Origin of the sequence: Micromonospora sp. DT15 (assembly GCF_049841475.1) — a bacterium.
Classification (GTDB): Bacteria; Actinomycetota; Actinomycetes; order Mycobacteriales; family Micromonosporaceae; genus Micromonospora.
In genome coordinates this window covers 117806-132746 of record NZ_JBNCKJ010000006.1, presented here as the reverse complement: position 1 = coordinate 132746, position 14941 = coordinate 117806, and the positions used below count along the sequence as shown (strand labels likewise).

Here is a 14941-nt window from a genome sequence, read left to right as displayed (position 1 = left end):
GATGGACGCGGCGCCGACCGTCCGGCGGAGCGGCAGGGGGCCGTCCGTGCGGGTAGCATTGCCCTTTGCTGACGCCGGCGGTATCCCGTCCGGCGGGCGAGACCAGGTCGGCCGATCTTCGGCCGGCGTGTTTCCGGCGAGCGGTGAGGAGGCCGGTGTCCCACGATGTCGTCCCTCCGGCGGAGGGCACGGTGCACCCGACAGGCGACGCTGACGGCTCGGTGACCGACCCGACAGGCGACGCGCCGGCCCGGGTGACGGGCAACGGCAACGGCTCCGGCCGGGCTCCCGGCGAGAGCGCGGTGAAGCCGACCAGCGGCCCGCCGAGCGTCGAGGCGTCCCCTGGCGCCGATGGCGTCGTGGTGCCGTTCCCGACCGACGCCGGCATCGACCCGTCGCCCAGCGGCGGGTTCGGGCTGTCCAACGCGCCCACCGGTCGGCGGGTCCGGGCCCGGCTGGCCCGGTTCAACGCGCCCTGGCAGACCTCCCAGGTCAGCGAGGTGCTGGAGCCGCTCATCGCCAGCCATCGGGACAACCACCCCAAGGCGGACGCCCGGCTGCTCCAGCGCGCCTTCGACACGGCCGCGCGGTGGCACTCCGGGCAGTACCGCAAGTCCGGTGACCCCTACATCACCCATCCCCTCGCCGTGGCGACGATCCTCGGCAACCTGGGGATGGACACCACCACGCTGGTCGCCGCGCTGCTGCACGACACCATCGAGGACACCGAGTACACCCTCGACCAGATGCGCGCCGACTTCGGTGGCGAGGTCGCCCTGCTGGTCGACGGCGTCACCAAGCTCGACAAGGTCAAGCTGGGTGACGCGGCCAAGGCCGAGACGATCCGCAAGATGGTCGTGGCCATGGCCAAGGACCCGCGGGTGCTGGTGATCAAGCTGGCCGACCGGCTGCACAACATGCGCACCCTGACCTTCCTGCCCCGCCCCAAGCAGGAGCAGAAGGCCAAGGAGACCCTGGAGATCCTGGCGCCGCTGGCGCACCGGCTCGGTATGAACACGATCAAGTGGGAGCTGGAGGACCTGTCCTTCGGCACGCTGTTCCCGAAGCGCTACGAGGAGATCAACCGGCTGATCGGGGAGCACCAGCCGCAGCGCGAGGCGCTGCTGCGGCAGGTGACGCAGAAGGTGCAGACGGACCTGAAGGCCGCCAAGATCAAGGCGGAGACCACCGGGCGGCCGAAGCACCTCTACTCGATCTACCAGAAGATGATCGTGCGGGGTCGCGACTTCAACGACATCTACGACCTGGTCGGTGTGCGGATCCTGGTCGACACGGTTCGCGACTGCTACGCGGCGCTGGGGGTCATCCACGCCAACTGGCAGCCGGTGCCGGGCCGGTTCAAGGACTACATCGCGATGCCCAAGTTCAACATGTACCAGTCGTTGCACACGACTGTCATCGGGCCCACCGGCAAGCCGGTGGAGATGCAGATCCGCACGTACGCGATGCACCGCACCGCGGAGTTCGGCATCGCCGCGCACTGGAAGTACAAGGAGCACAAGGGCACCCAGATCGTCGGCCCGCCCGCGCACATCGACGAGATGACCTGGCTGCGGCAGTTGCTCGACTGGCAGCGTGAGGCGGCCGACCCGAGCGAGTTCCTGGACGCGCTGCGCTTCGACCTGTCCAGCCAGGAGGTGTACGTCTTCACCCCGAAGGGTGACGTCATCCCGCTGCCGACCGGGTCGACGCCAGTGGACTTCGCGTACGCGGTGCACACCGAGGTGGGGCACAAGTGCATCGGCGCGCGGGTCAACGGCAAGCTGGTGCCGCTGGAATCGACGCTGTCCAACGGCGACGTGATCGAGATCTTCACGTCGAAGTCCGAGACGGCCGGCCCGACGCAGGACTGGTTGGGCTTCGTCAAGAGCCCTCGCGCCCGGACGAAGATCCGCCAGTACTTCAACAAGGAGCGGCGCGAGGAGGCGATCGAGGCCGGCAAGGACGCGATCGTCAAGGCGATGCGCAAGCAGGGCATGCCGTTGCAGCGGATGCTCACCTCCGACGCGCTCATGTCGATCGCGCGGGACCTGCACCTGGCCGATGTGGCGTCGCTCTACGCGGCGGTCGGCGACAGTCAGGTCTCCGCGCAGTCGGTGGTGCAGAAGCTGATGGCCGCGTACGGGGGCGAGGAGGGCGCGGCGGAGGACATCGCCGAGACCGCCGTCGCCACCCGGCCTCCCCGCAGCCGGCAGAGCAGCAGCGACCCGGGCGTGGTGGTCCGGGGCGTCAGCGACGTCTGGATCAAGCTGGCCCGCTGCTGCACACCGGTCCCACCGGACTCGGTGTTCGGCTTCGTCACCCGCTCCGGCGGGGTGAGCGTGCACCGCGACGACTGCGCCAACGCCGAGGACCTGCGCGCGCAGAGCGAGCGGGTCGTCGAGGTGAGTTGGAAGCTCACCTCCGCGTCGACGTTCCTGGTCGCCATCCAGGTCGAGGCCCTGGACCGACACAAGCTGCTGGCCGACGTCACAAGGGTGCTCTCCGACGAACGGGTCAACATCCTCTCCGCTACCGTCACCACCACCCGTGACCGGGTGGCGGTGAGCCGGTTCAGCTTTGAGATGGCCGACCCGAAGCACCTGGGCCACCTGCTGGCCACGGTTCGCAAGGTCGACGGCGTCTTCGACGCCTACCGGGTCACCTCCGGGGCCTGAGCGGCCCGTACTCCGTACCCTGGGAATACGACAGCGCCCGCCGGCTCAGCCGGCGGGCGCTTCGTCGTGCGCGTGGGGTCAGCCCTGCGGGTTGCTCATCGTGAGGTCCTTGATGATGACCTCCTTCTTCGGGTGGCCGCCGCCGGCCTGCTGGGCGAACGCCCCGTCGTCGCCGGCCTTGGCCACGTCCTTGACCAGGTCCATGCCGCCGGTGATGGTGCCCAGCACCGTGTACGCCGGGTCCAGCGGCGAGTCGCCGTAGACGATGAAGAACTGGCTGCCGGTGCTCCCCGGATCCTGCGACTTGGCCATCGCGATGACGCCCTCCGGGTACGGCGGGCGCTTGTCGGTGGGCAGGTTCTCCTCGGCCATGCGGTAGCTCGGGCCGCCCTGGCCGTCGGTGTCCCGCCAGCCGTTGCCGGTGGCGCTGGGGTCACCGCACTGCAACACCTTGATGCCCTCGCTCACGAGGCGGTGGCACTTGGTGTTGTCGAAGAAGTTCTTCTCCGCGAGGTAGGTGAAGCTGCCCGCCGTGCACGGCACCAACGACCGGTCGACCTTGGCCGTGATCGGGCCGAGGTTGGTGTCGATCGTCATGGTCTGCACGCCCGTGGCGGACTGCTCGTTGCTCGGCACCCCCACGTCCTTGATCTGCGGGGGCCGCTGGTCGGTGGGCAGCGCGTTGTACGCGCACTCGGCCGCACCGGCCGCCGGCGCGGCGGTGTCGCTCTTGTCGTCGTCGTCGCCGCCGAGGCTCACCGCCAGCCAGACGGTGCCGGCGACCACGAGCACCAGCGCGGCAGCCGCGCTGACGATCGCCGTCGTCTGCCGGCGCTTGCGGGCCTTGGCCGCGCGCTCGGCCATCTCCTTCTCGAGCCGGGCGCGTGCCGCCGCGCGCTGCCGCTCTCTGGTGGACGTCACGCCTGGATCCTCCTGGCTGTCTGCTGCTGGGTGCCGCTTGGGTTGTTGGTGGCGCCCGGTCAGCCGGCGCTCGGGCTGCTGGCCGGGGTGCCGGAGGCCGACGGAGCCGGTGCCGCACCGGTGACCGGCTCACCGACCGTGAGGCTCTGGATCGTCACATCGGTGCTGGGCTTGACCTTCGCCCCGGTCCCATTGTCCACGGTCGGGAGGGCGCCGATCTTCTCCACCACGTCAAGCCCGCCGGTCACCCGGCCGATGACCGGGTACTTCGGGTCGGCGGTGGTGAAGTCCTTGAAGAAGATCAGGAACTGGCTGCCGTTGCTGCCCGGCGGGTTGGAGACCATCGTCACCGTGCCCTTCGGGTACGTCGGCGGCTGGCCGGGGGCCGGACTGGCCGACGGCGACGCCGACGGCACGGTCGGCACCTCTTCGTCGTAGAACGAGTAGGTCGGCCCACCAAGACCCGTGCCGCTGGGGTCGCCGCAGCGCAGCGCGCCCTCGGCGGTGATCTCGTGGCACTTGGTGTTGTCGTAGAACGACCGGCTCGCCAGGTGGGCGATGCTCGCCGCCGCGCACGGAGAGTTGGTCAGGTTCAGTTCCGCGGTGATCGGCGCGCCCTGGTTGGTGGTCACGGTCATCGCCCGGGTGCCGTCGGTGGGCAGATCCTTGGTGGCCGGCGTGCCGACGTCCTTGAGGTTGGTGTTGGCCGTCGCGTCCTGCGGCGTCCAGAGGCAGGTGTCCTCCGCGGCCGTGTTCTGCTTCGGGTCGGAGTCGAACGCCCCGAGCGCCCAGGCTGAGCCGGCCACGACCAGCACGAGGATCAGAGCGGCGCCAACTCCGGCCTGGATCTGCCGTCGGCGCCGCGTCGAGGCGGCCCGGCGAGCCAACTGCCGGTCGAGCTTGGCCCGCGCCAGTTTGCGCTGCCGGTCCCTGCTGGAAGCCACCGGTGCTCCCCTTTCCTCTACCTGGTCGTCGCCGGCGGCCGGTCGCCCCGGCCCGTCCGGGCGTCACGTGTGCCGCGCCACACGCCCGCCAGAGTGTACGGCTAGTGACTGGGAATGTGGTGTACGAGGTCCACCCCATCCCGAGCAGCGCTTATCGGAGGTTGTCACTGTGCCTGGCGGGACGTGTGGGACGGACGCGGCAAACTCGCTCGGCCCGCCCGATAGGCTGCTGTGCAGGACGACAGATGCTCGACGGAAAGGACAGCGCCTGTGCTCGTGGCCGGCTTTCCCGCGGACGCCTTCGGCACCAACTGCTACGTGGTTGCCACCGCGCCGGGGGAGCAGTGCGTGGTGGTCGACCCGGGCATCGGGGTGCTCGACCAGCTCGACGCGCTGCTCGCCGAGCACCGCCTGCATCCGGCCGCCGTGCTGCTCACCCACGGCCACCTCGACCACACCTTCTCGGTCGCGCCTGTCTGCGGCGCACGCGGCATCACGGCGTACGTGCACCCCGGTGACCGGGAGATGCTGGCCGACCCGTCGAAGGGCCTCTCGACCGACCTGACATCGCTCTTCGGCGGCCGGCTGAGCTACACCGAGCCGGAGGACGTGGCGGAGTTGACCGACGGCGCCACCCTCACACTCGCCGGCCTGGAGATCGCCGTCGACCATGCCCCGGGCCATACCGGCGGGTCGGTGCTGTTCCGGCTGCCGGGCGCCGGGTCGGGCTGGGAGGCTGACGAGCTGTGCCTCTCCGGTGACGTCCTCTTCGCCGGGTCGATCGGCCGCACCGACCTGCCGGGCGGGAGCATGCCGGCCATGCTCACCAGCCTGCGCGACAAGATCCTCCCGCTGGCCGACGACACCGTCGTGCTGCCCGGCCACGGCCCCAGCACCACCATCGGCCGCGAGCGCGCCAGCAACCCGTACCTCATCGAGGTGGCTGGCACGTCGCCGGCCGCTCCCACCCGGGGCCTCTAGATCTTCTGTCCGCGCCGCGCGCGGACCCACGACACCACCGCGCCACCGGCGCGGGACCGCAAGGAGTACGCCGATGAGCAAGCCCACGCCCATCTCCGGCTTCCCGGAGTGGACTCCCGGACAGCGAATGATCGAGCAGTTCGTGCTCGACAGGATCCGGGCCACCTTCGAGCTGTACGGCTTCGCGCCGCTGGAGACCCGCGCCGTGGAGCCGCTGGACCAGCTGCTGCGCAAGGGCGAGACCTCGAAGGAGGTCTACGTGATCCGGCGGCTGCACGCCGACGCCGAGGGTGCCGGTGGTGACGACCAGCTCGGCCTGCACTTCGACCTGACAGTGCCGTTCGCCCGGTACGTGTTGGAGAACGCCGGCAAGCTGAGCTTCCCGTTCCGCCGCTACCAGATCCAAAAGGTGTGGCGGGGCGAGCGGCCGCAGGAGGGCCGCTACCGGGAGTTCGTCCAGGCCGACATCGACATCGTCGACCGGGACACCCTGGCCGCGCACCACGAGGCGGAGATGCCGCTGGTGATCGGGGACGCGTTGCGGTCGTTGCCGATCCCACCGGTGACGATCCAGGTCAACAACCGCAAGATCTGCGAGGGTTTCTACCGGGGCATCGGGCTGACCGACCCGGAGGCGGCGCTGCGGGCCGTGGACAAGCTCGACAAGATCGGCCCGGCGAAGGTGGCCGAGCTGCTGGCCCAGACTGCCGGGGCGAGCGAGGCGCAGGCCAAGGCGTGCCTGGCGCTGGCCGAGATCTCCGCCCCGGACGCCTCGTTCGCCGACGCCGTCCGGGCGCTCGGGGTGAGCGACCCGCTGCTCGACGAGGGCATCGAGGAGCTGGTCCGGGTGGTGGACACCGCCGCCGAGCACTCGCCCGGCCTCTGCGTGGCGGACCTGCGCATCGCCCGCGGGCTGGATTACTACACGGGCACCGTCTACGAGACCCAGCTGCGCGGCTACGAGCGCTTCGGCTCCATCTGCTCCGGCGGCCGGTACGACAATCTGGCCAGCGCCGGCGCTGTCTCGTACCCGGGGGTGGGGATCTCGATCGGTGTGACCCGGCTGCTCGGTCTGCTCTTCGGCGCGGGGGAGCTGTCGGTCTCGCGGGAGGTGCCGACCGCCGTGCTCGTCGCGGTGACCAGCGAGGAGCACCGTACGGCCAGCAACCGGGTGGCCGAGGCGCTGCGGCGGCGCGGGGTGCCTACCGAGGTGTCGCCGAGTGCGGCGAAGTTCGGCAAGCAGATCCGTTACGCCGAGCGGCGCGGTATCCCGTACGTGTGGTTCCCCGGTGCCGAGGGAGCGCCGGACGAGGTGAAGGACATCCGCTCCGGTGAGCAGGTCACGGCCGGTGCGGGGGAGTGGACGCCACCCCCGGGAGACCTCAAACCCACTGTCGGTTGAGCGCCCCCACTGGCGCTGACGGCCGCGGGGACCTACGGTAGCGTAAGTTACGCCACCGTAGGGAGTTTCTCGTGACCGTCAGCACCACAGTGAGCCAGACCGCGCTGCTCGTCGAGTTGGAGCCGGTTGTCGCCCGCAACCTGGACCGCCACCTCTCGCTCGCCAAGGAGTGGTTCCCGCACGAGTACGTGCCGTGGAGCGAGGGGCGGACCTTCGACGGCCCGCTCGGCGGCGAGGCGTGGTCACCGACCGACTCCACCATCCCGGACGTGGCCCGCACCGCGCTGATCGTGAACCTGCTGACCGAGGACAACCTGCCCTCGTACCACCACGAGATCGCCACCCTGTTCGGTCGCGACGGCGCGTGGGGCACCTGGGTGCACCGGTGGACCGCCGAGGAGGGTCGGCACGGCGTCGCGATCCGCGACTACCTGACCGTCAGTCGGGCGGTCGACCCGGTGGCGTTGGAGCGGGCCCGGATGACGCACATGTCGGAGGGCTACACCAACGCCCACGGCGACGAGGTGCTGCACTCGCTGGCGTACGTCTCGTTCCAGGAGCTGGCCACCCGGATCTCGCACCGCAACACCGGCAAGGCCACCGGCGACCCCACCTGCGAGGCGCTGCTGGCCCGGGTGGCCGCCGACGAGAACCTGCACATGGTCTTCTACCGCAACCTGCTCGCTGCGGCGTTCGAGCTGGCCCCGAGCCAGGCCATGCGGGCCGTCGCCGACGTGGTGGCCGACTTCCAGATGCCGGGCAGCGGCATCGACGGGTTCGCCCGCAAGTCGGTGGCGATCGCCCTGGCCGGCATCTACGACCTGCGCCAGCACCGCGACGAGGTGCTGCAGCCGGTCCTGCGTCAGTGGGACGTCTTCAACGTGACCGGCCTCAACGCCGACGGTGAGGCCGCCCGCGAGCAGCTCGCCGCCCAGCTGGAGAACCTGGACCGCGCCGCGAGCCGCTTCGAGGAGAAGCGCGACGCCCGAGCCGCCCGCCTAGCCCTCCGCTAACCCACCCCACCCTGTCCCCCTGTCACCAGCCTGTTGATCATGAAGTTGTTGCCACTCGCGTCGGCGTGTCGGGGCAATAACTTCATGATCAACTTGGGAAGGAGGTGGGGTCAGGGGAGGGGGAGGAGGAGGCAGGTGCTGGTGGCGTGGGCTACCAGGCGGTCGGTGGCGTCGGTGATGCGAGCCTCGGCCAGGGCCGTACGGCGGCCGCGTTGCAGCACGGTGCCCTCGCAGCGCAGGGTGCCGCTGTCGACGGTGACCGGGCGGAGGAACTTCACGTTGAGGTCCAGCGAGGTGTAGCCCACCCCGGGGGGCAGGGTGGTGTGCACGGCGCACGCCGCGGCGGTGTCCAGCAGGGTCGAGAGCACGCCACCGTGGACGCTGCCGAGCGGGTTGTAGTGGAACTCCTGTGGAGTCAGCTCGACGACGACCCGGCCCTCGTCGGCTTCCATCCTGGCCATGTCGAGAAGGTGCATCACCGGCGGCGCGGCCAGCTCGCCGGCGATCATCGCCCGGAGCATGTCGAGGCCGCTTCGCCGACCGACCTGGGCGGCGTTGGTCGCCGGGTCCGCCCACGTGAAGGTACGGCTGCGCGCTGGTTCCTGCGTCTGCGTCATGGACGCAGCCTGTCAGCCGGTTGCTGAGTCTGTCAACGAGATCTAGCCTGGTCGGATGCGACCCGCGGCTCTGGACTGGTCAGTTGAGAACTGCACCATCGCCCGCGCGATGGAGGTCCTCGGTGAGCGGTGGACTCTGGTGGTCCTCCGTGAGGTGTTCACCGGCGTACGCCGCTTCGACGACATGCGGGTACGCACCGGCATTCCGCGTCAGGTGCTGACCAACCGGCTCGCCACCCTGGTGGAGCAGGGCGTGCTCAGTCGCGAGCCGTACCGGGAGCCCGGCAGTCGGCTGCGCCACGAGTACCGGCTCACGGACAAGGGCCTGGACCTGTGGCCGGTGCTGGTCGCCGTCCTCGCCTGGGGCGACCGGTACCTCGCCGACGCGGAGGGCCCACCGCTGCGCGTCACGCACCGCGACTGCGGCGCCGAGGTACGCGCCGACCTGCGCTGCGCCGACGGTCACGACGTGGGGCGGCCACGTGACGTGGTACCCAGCCCGGGCCCCGGCGCCCGACGCCGTACCCCCTGACCCGACGAGGGCGCGCCCCACGCTGAGCGGCGACTCAGAGCAGACATCGATGACCGTACGCGCTGAAAGTGCGGCGGTCGCCGATTGGGTGTGACGGTGGCTGTTCACCAGCGTGTCGGGGGTGTTGCGGCCGTGCGACCAGCCGAGGTCGACGAATTCGGGCGAATCCAAGCCTTGTTAATGATCTTAAGTATGTGAATACTTCAGTCTCAGCCGGCCGGTTTCCCCAGATCGGCCGCGTTGCCCTCGGGTCAGTCGCCCCCGGCAGACCCGCTCCCCCGCCCAGGAGGTTTGTTACATGCGACCCACGAGGTCCTCATTCCGCGTTGCGGCCACAGTCGCCGTTTCCGGAACCCTGGTCGTCGGCTCGCTCATCGGCGCGCCCGCCCAGGCCGCTCCTGCCGCGTCCCCCGACGCCGCCGCCGCGATCTCCGCGGAACTCGGCGACCGCTCCGCCGGCTCGTACATCGACGCCAGCGGCAAATCCGTCGTCACGGTGACCGACGCGGCCGCCGCCAGTAAGGCGAGCAAGGCCGGCGCCGTCGTCCGCTACGTCACCCGCGGTGCCGCCGAGCTCAACCGGGCCACCGCCGAGCTGGAGCGCTCCGCCAAGATCCCAGGCACCGCCTGGTGGAGTGACCCGGTCACCAACCAGGTCGTCGTCTCCGTCGACAGCACCGTCACCGGGGCCAAGCTGGAGCGGGTCAAGGCCGCCGCCGCGCGCGCCAACGGCGCGGTCCGGGTCGAGGCCGAGGCGGGCGTGCTGAGCACCCGAATCTCCGGCGGCCAGGCCATCTACGCCGGCGGGGGCGGGCGCTGCTCGCTCGGCTTCAACGTGCGCAGTGGCAGCACCTACTACTTCGTGACGGCTGGGCACTGCACCAACATCTCGGCCAGCTGGTACTCGAACTCCGGCCAGACCTCGCTGATCGGCACCCGTACCGGCACCAGCTTCCCGGGCAACGACTACGGCATCGTGCGGCACAGCAACTCGGCCAACGCCGCCGGCAACGTCTCCCTCTACAACGGCAGCTTCCGCGACATCACCGGCTCGGGCAACGCGTCGGTCGGCCAGTCGGTGCAGCGCTCCGGCAGCACCACCGGCCTGCGCAGCGGCTCGGTGAACGCGACCAACGCCACGGTGAACTACGCCGAGGGTTCGGTCTCCGGTCTGATCCGCACCAACGTCTGCGCCGAGCCGGGCGACAGCGGCGGCTCGCTCTTCGCCGGCGGCACCGCCCTGGGTATGACCTCCGGTGGTAGCGGCAACTGCCGCACCGGTGGCACGACCTACTTCCAGCCGGTCACCGAGGCGCTCAGCCGTTACGGCGTCAGCGTCTTCTGATCCACGCACCGCTCGCGGGCCGCCGGAACTCTCCGGCGGCCCGCGTCGCGTTGACAGCCACCGAACACGACGACACTCAGCCGGGCCCGGACGGTCCCGGTCGGCCCCGGGAGACCAGCACGGCGGCCAGCGGTACGCCCGCCTCGGCGGCCGCAGCCAGCCGCTCGGTCAGCCCGATCCATGCTCCGTCGGTGAAGAGCTCGGCGGCGAACCAGCCCACCAGCGCGACGAGGACCACCGCCGCCGCGAGCGCCAGCCGGCGTACGAAAGCCGGAGCGTGGCGGTGCTCGCGGTCGAGAGACGGCCTCGCGCGACGCGGCACCGCCAGGGCCGGCCAGACGGCCAACGCCCCGAACGCCACACCGGCGGCCACGGCGTGGGTCGTCGAGTCACCGGTCGGGTGCTGCGGGAACGCGCCCACGACCAGGGTCGCCAGCCCGCCCAATGCGAGTAGCGCTCGGCCCGCCGGTGCGGCGCTGACCAGGCCGAGCGCGGTCGTCAGATGGCAGAGGCCCAGGCCGACCAGCCCGACCGTCATGATCCAGCGATGGTCCGCACCCGTCGCGGCGAGCGCGCTGATGGTCTGCCGCACCGGGTCGAACCCGTCGGGCTGGGCGGCCTGCGCCAGAGTCCAGCCGCCGACAAGGAACAGTGGTGCGCCGCCGGCTGACAGCAGGGCCCAACGGGGAACGGTGGACATCGGGCGATCGTAACGATGCGAGACCGGCGCCGCTTCCGGGCCGCATGCTCGGGCTGACCGGCCGCCGGTGCGGACGCTCGAACAGGCGCGGGCGACGGAAAGATCAGACGGGCCGCCGACTCACGGCAGCCGGTCGGGGCGCCCGGAAGCAGGCCCGCTCGGTGGTCCGAGGGGATCCGGGGGTACGACGCCGATGGTCGGCAGGTCCGGGCCGACGCGTACGGTGCCGCCGGTCGACCAGGCGAGGTGCGCCCGCCGGGCGGAGAGAACCGCCAGCAGCGGCCAGAGGGAGACCGCCACCGCCGTCACCCGCTCGGCCAACCCCGTGCGGGAGCCACTGGTCACCTCGAACGCGCACCAGCCGAAGAGCGCGAGCAACACAAGCGTGGCGCTCAGCCCGACCGCCCGGCGGAACGCCCAGGGCGGCTCCGATCGGGTGGGGTGCTCGGTGTCGTGGCCGCGCGGCAGCCGCAGTGCCGAGCCGGCCGGCCAGAGCACCAGGGCGAGAACGGCCACCGTCGCCGCGACGCCGTGGCTGAGTGAACCGCCTACCGGCGGCCGGGGAAAGGCGACGAGCGCGATGGTGGCCACCCCACCGATCGCGAGCAGGAAACGGCTGGGCAGCCCGGCTGCGTGCAGGACGGCGGCGACCGACAGGTAGCAGCAGCCGAGCAGCACCAGGGCCACCACCATGATCCAGGCGTCGGTGGCGTCCTGTCCTGCCAACTCGCTGATGGTGTCCCGGACCGGGTCGTACCCGACGGGCTGTCGGGCCTCCGCCACCGTCCAACCAGCCACCAGCAGCACGGGTGCCGCCGCCGCCGTGGCGACGGCCCAGTTCGGTACGGGCCGCATTTCGCCACGTTAACCGGCTCGGCTGCCGGGGGAGTCGGGTTCGCGGGTCCACCCCACCAGCGAATCGTGCCGGCCTGCCGGGTGCCCGGAGGCGGGGCGGCCACCCCTGACAGAATGCGGGTGAGGACTGTTCCACGATGAGGAGTTGCCAGCCGTGATCCGTACCCACAATGCCGGAAGCCTGCGCGCCGCGGACGCCGGCTCGACGGTGACGCTCGCCGGCTGGGTGGCCCGCCGCCGCGACCACGGCGGGGTCATCTTCGTCGACCTGCGCGACGGTTCCGGTGTTGTCCAGGTGGTGTTCCGCGAGGAAGACGCGCACGCGCTGCGCAACGAGTTCTGCGTGAAGGTCGTCGGTGAGGTGACCCGCCGCCCGGCCGGCAACGAGAACCCGGAGCTGCCCACCGGCGAGGTCGAGGTGACCGTCGTCGAGCTGGAGGTGCTCTCCGAGGCGGCGCCGCTGCCGCTGCCGGTGGACGACCAGATCGAGGCCGGCGACGACATCCGACTGCGGTACCGCTACCTGGACCTGCGCCGCAGTGGCCCGGCGAACGCGCTGCGGCTGCGCTCGCGCGCCAGCCAGCTGGCCCGGGGCGTGCTGCACGAGCGGGACTTCCTGGAGATCGAGACGCCGACGCTGACCCGCTCGACGCCGGAGGGGGCCCGCGACTTCCTGGTGCCGGTGCGGCTTCAGCCCGGCAGCTGGTACGCGTTGCCGCAGTCGCCGCAGCTGTTCAAGCAGCTGCTGATGGTGGGCGGCATGGAGCGGTACTACCAGATCGCCCGCTGCTACCGCGACGAGGACTTCCGCGCCGACCGGCAGCCGGAGTTCACCCAGCTCGACATCGAGATGTCGTTCGTGACCGAGGACGACGTGATCGACCTTGGTGAGGCGATCGTCTCGGCGCTGTGGAAGGACCTGGCCGGGCACGAGATCAGCCGTCCGATCCCGCGGATCACCTGGCACGACGCGATGGCACGGTACGGCTCGGACAAGCCGGACCTGCGCTACGGCGTCGAGCTGACCGAGCTGACCGAGTACCTGCGCGGCACCGAGTTCCGGGTCTTCGCCGGGGCCATCGACGCGGGCGGGTACGTCGGCGCGGTGGTGATGCCGGGCGGCGCGGCGCAGAGCCGCAAGGAGCTGGACGGCTGGCAGGACTGGGCGAAGGCGCGTGGCGCGCGCGGTCTGGCGTACGTGGTGCTGGACGCGGAGACCGGCGAGGCACGTGGCCCGGTGGCGAAGAACCTCTCCGCCGAGCACCTGGGCGGGCTCGCCGACGCGGTCGGCGCGAAGCCGGGTGACGCGGTCTTCTTCGCCGCGAGCGCCACCACCCGGGAGGCACAGGAGCTGCTCGGGGCGGCCCGCGTCGAGATCGCCAAGCGGTCCGGCCTGATCGACGAGAGCGCCTGGGCGTTCTGCTGGGTGGTCGACGCGCCGATGTTCGAGCGCACGGACGAGGGCGGTTGGACGGCCGTGCACCACCCGTTCACCTCGCCGAACTCGGAGTGGGTCGACCGGTTCGAGGAGGCTCCGGACCGGGCCCTGGCGTACGCGTACGACATCGTCTGCAACGGCAACGAGATCGGCGGCGGGTCGATCCGTATCCACCGGGGTGACGTGCAGAAGCGGGTCTTCGACCTGCTCGGCATCACCCCCGAGGAGGCGCAGGACAAGTTCGGCTTCCTGCTGGAGGCGTTCAAGTACGGCGCCCCGCCGCACGGCGGCATCGCGTTCGGCTGGGACCGGGTCTGCATGCTGCTCGCCGGTGCCGACTCCATCCGCGAGGTCATCGCCTTCCCGAAGACCCGGGGTGGCTTCGACCCGCTGACCAGTGCGCCCACCCCGATCACCGCACAGCAGCGCACCGAGGCCGGCATCGACGCCAAGCCCAAGCCCGCCGCAACCGCCCACACCGGAACGGCCGGCCCCGCAGCCCCGGTGGCAGACCCGGTCTGACCGCACCCCCATTCGCCCTTCGCTTGGTTGATCAAGAGGTTTGCGTCATCATCGCCCCGCGAGATGACGCAAACCTCTTGATCGTCTACGGGGGAGTGGGCTCAGATGCGGGTGCTTGTTGTCGGGGGTAGTGGGTTACTCGGGCGAGAGGTCTGTCGGCGGGGCCTGAGCGCCGGGTTCTCCGTTGTCGGGACGTTCCACTCCGGTGAGATCGCGGTGCCGGGGGTCGCGGCACGACGGCTGGACGTGACCGACCGGTCCGCCGTGCGCGCAATGGTCGCCGAGGTGCGGCCGGACGCCGTGGTCGGGACCCCGTATCGGTACGGCGACTGGGCGGTCACCGCCGACGGGGCAGCGAACGTGGCGGTCGCCGCCGCCGAGGCGGGCGCCCGGCTGGTGCACGTGTCCAGCGATGCGCTGCACGCCGGACGACCCGTGCCGTACGCCGACGACGAACCACCCACGCCGGTGCATGCGTACGGTGCCGCGAAGGCGGCGGCTGAGACCGCCGTACGGGCGATCGACCCGGGCGCGGCGCTGGTGCGGACCTCCCTGATCCTGGGGGAGGGCAGCAAACAGATCCAGCTCTGCCGGGACGCGCTCGCCGGCCGGGCCACCCTGTTCAGCGACGAGCTGCGCTGCCCGATCGACGTCACCGACCTGGCTGACGCCGTGCTGGAGCTGGTCGTCTCGTCGTACGCCGGTCTGCTCAACGTGGCCGGTCCCGACGCGGTGAGCCGGGCCGAGCTGGGTCTGCTGGTCGCCGGCCGGGACGGCCTGGACGCGGCCGGGTTGAAGACCGCCACCAGCGCGGCCACCGGGGTGGTCCGACCGCTGGATGTCCGCCTGGACTCCTCTCGCGCGACCGGCCTGCTGCGAACCCGGCTGCGCGGGGTGCGCGAACTCCTGGCGTACTGAGAACGGCACTCCCGCCGACCCAGCACCTGTGCACACTTCTTATGCACAACTCTTGTGCACAAGAAGTGTGCAGAG

General features: G+C 71.1%; 13 protein-coding genes. 8 read left to right on the top strand and 5 right to left on the bottom strand.

Annotated features, from left to right (window positions below):
* Positions 1-155: 155 nt before the first annotated feature.
* Positions 156-2678, top strand: coding sequence for a RelA/SpoT family protein (locus tag ACLQ3F_RS15255; RefSeq protein ID WP_425849464.1), 2523 nt, complete (start codon positions 156-158; stop codon positions 2676-2678).
* 78 nt (positions 2679-2756) lie between these two features.
* On the opposite strand, the gene ACLQ3F_RS15250 is transcribed toward ACLQ3F_RS15255, so the two are convergent.
* The gene (locus tag ACLQ3F_RS15250) at positions 2757-3599 is read right to left on the bottom strand and encodes a peptidylprolyl isomerase (RefSeq protein WP_357206834.1); all 843 of its coding nucleotides are present in this window, start codon (positions 3597-3599) and stop codon (positions 2757-2759) included.
* Between the two features lie 59 nt (positions 3600-3658).
* Entirely contained in the window at positions 3659-4543 is an 885-nt protein-coding gene (locus ACLQ3F_RS15245; RefSeq protein WP_357206832.1) for a peptidylprolyl isomerase, read from the bottom strand.
* A gap of 270 nt (positions 4544-4813) precedes the next feature.
* Here ACLQ3F_RS15245 and ACLQ3F_RS15240 point away from each other — a divergent pair, with 270 nt between their 5' ends.
* The 3 genes from ACLQ3F_RS15240 (at position 4814) to ACLQ3F_RS15230 (ending at position 7939) form a co-directional block, all read left to right on the top strand.
* The gene (locus ACLQ3F_RS15240) at positions 4814-5524 is read left to right on the top strand and encodes an MBL fold metallo-hydrolase (RefSeq protein ID WP_238659786.1); all 711 of its coding nucleotides are present in this window, start codon (positions 4814-4816) and stop codon (positions 5522-5524) included.
* Between the two features lie 73 nt (positions 5525-5597).
* A complete protein-coding gene (gene hisS / locus ACLQ3F_RS15235) occupies positions 5598-6926 on the top strand; it encodes a histidine--tRNA ligase (protein WP_396794562.1) in 1329 nt (442 codons plus the stop codon).
* Between the two features lie 71 nt (positions 6927-6997).
* Positions 6998-7939 (top strand): acyl-ACP desaturase, encoded by a 942-nt coding sequence (locus tag ACLQ3F_RS15230; RefSeq protein ID WP_181518646.1) that lies wholly within the window; start codon positions 6998-7000, stop codon positions 7937-7939.
* 110 nt (positions 7940-8049) lie between these two features.
* On the opposite strand, the gene ACLQ3F_RS15225 is transcribed toward ACLQ3F_RS15230, so the two are convergent.
* Positions 8050-8556: a PaaI family thioesterase gene (locus tag ACLQ3F_RS15225; RefSeq protein ID WP_425849461.1), complete on the bottom strand. Its 507-nt coding sequence runs from the start codon at positions 8554-8556 to the stop codon at positions 8050-8052.
* A 55-nt stretch (positions 8557-8611) separates the two neighbouring features.
* On the opposite strand from ACLQ3F_RS15225, the gene ACLQ3F_RS15220 reads away from it, so the two are divergent.
* Together ACLQ3F_RS15220 and ACLQ3F_RS15215 are read left to right on the top strand one after the other, a co-directional pair.
* Entirely contained in the window at positions 8612-9088 is a 477-nt protein-coding gene (locus ACLQ3F_RS15220) for a winged helix-turn-helix transcriptional regulator (RefSeq protein ID WP_425849460.1), read from the top strand.
* 298 nt (positions 9089-9386) lie between these two features.
* Positions 9387-10433 (top strand): S1 family peptidase, encoded by a 1047-nt coding sequence (locus ACLQ3F_RS15215; RefSeq protein ID WP_357206823.1) that lies wholly within the window; start codon positions 9387-9389, stop codon positions 10431-10433.
* A 76-nt stretch (positions 10434-10509) separates the two neighbouring features.
* Here the strand turns inward: ACLQ3F_RS15215 and ACLQ3F_RS15210 are convergent, their stop codons facing one another.
* Both ACLQ3F_RS15210 and ACLQ3F_RS15205 read right to left on the bottom strand, forming a co-directional pair.
* A complete protein-coding gene (locus ACLQ3F_RS15210) occupies positions 10510-11133 on the bottom strand; it encodes a DUF998 domain-containing protein (protein ID WP_425849457.1) in 624 nt (207 codons plus the stop codon).
* Between the two features lie 120 nt (positions 11134-11253).
* A complete protein-coding gene (locus tag ACLQ3F_RS15205) occupies positions 11254-11988 on the bottom strand; it encodes a DUF998 domain-containing protein (RefSeq protein WP_425849455.1) in 735 nt (244 codons plus the stop codon).
* Between the two features lie 154 nt (positions 11989-12142).
* On the opposite strand from ACLQ3F_RS15205, the gene aspS reads away from it, so the two are divergent.
* Together aspS and ACLQ3F_RS15195 are read left to right on the top strand one after the other, a co-directional pair.
* Positions 12143-13948, top strand: coding sequence for an aspartate--tRNA ligase (aspS, locus tag ACLQ3F_RS15200; protein WP_355009226.1), 1806 nt, complete (start codon positions 12143-12145; stop codon positions 13946-13948).
* A gap of 105 nt (positions 13949-14053) precedes the next feature.
* On the top strand, positions 14054-14866 hold the full coding sequence (locus ACLQ3F_RS15195) for a sugar nucleotide-binding protein (protein ID WP_425849453.1): 813 nt from the start codon (positions 14054-14056) through the stop codon (positions 14864-14866).
* Positions 14867-14941: the final 75 nt, after the last annotated feature.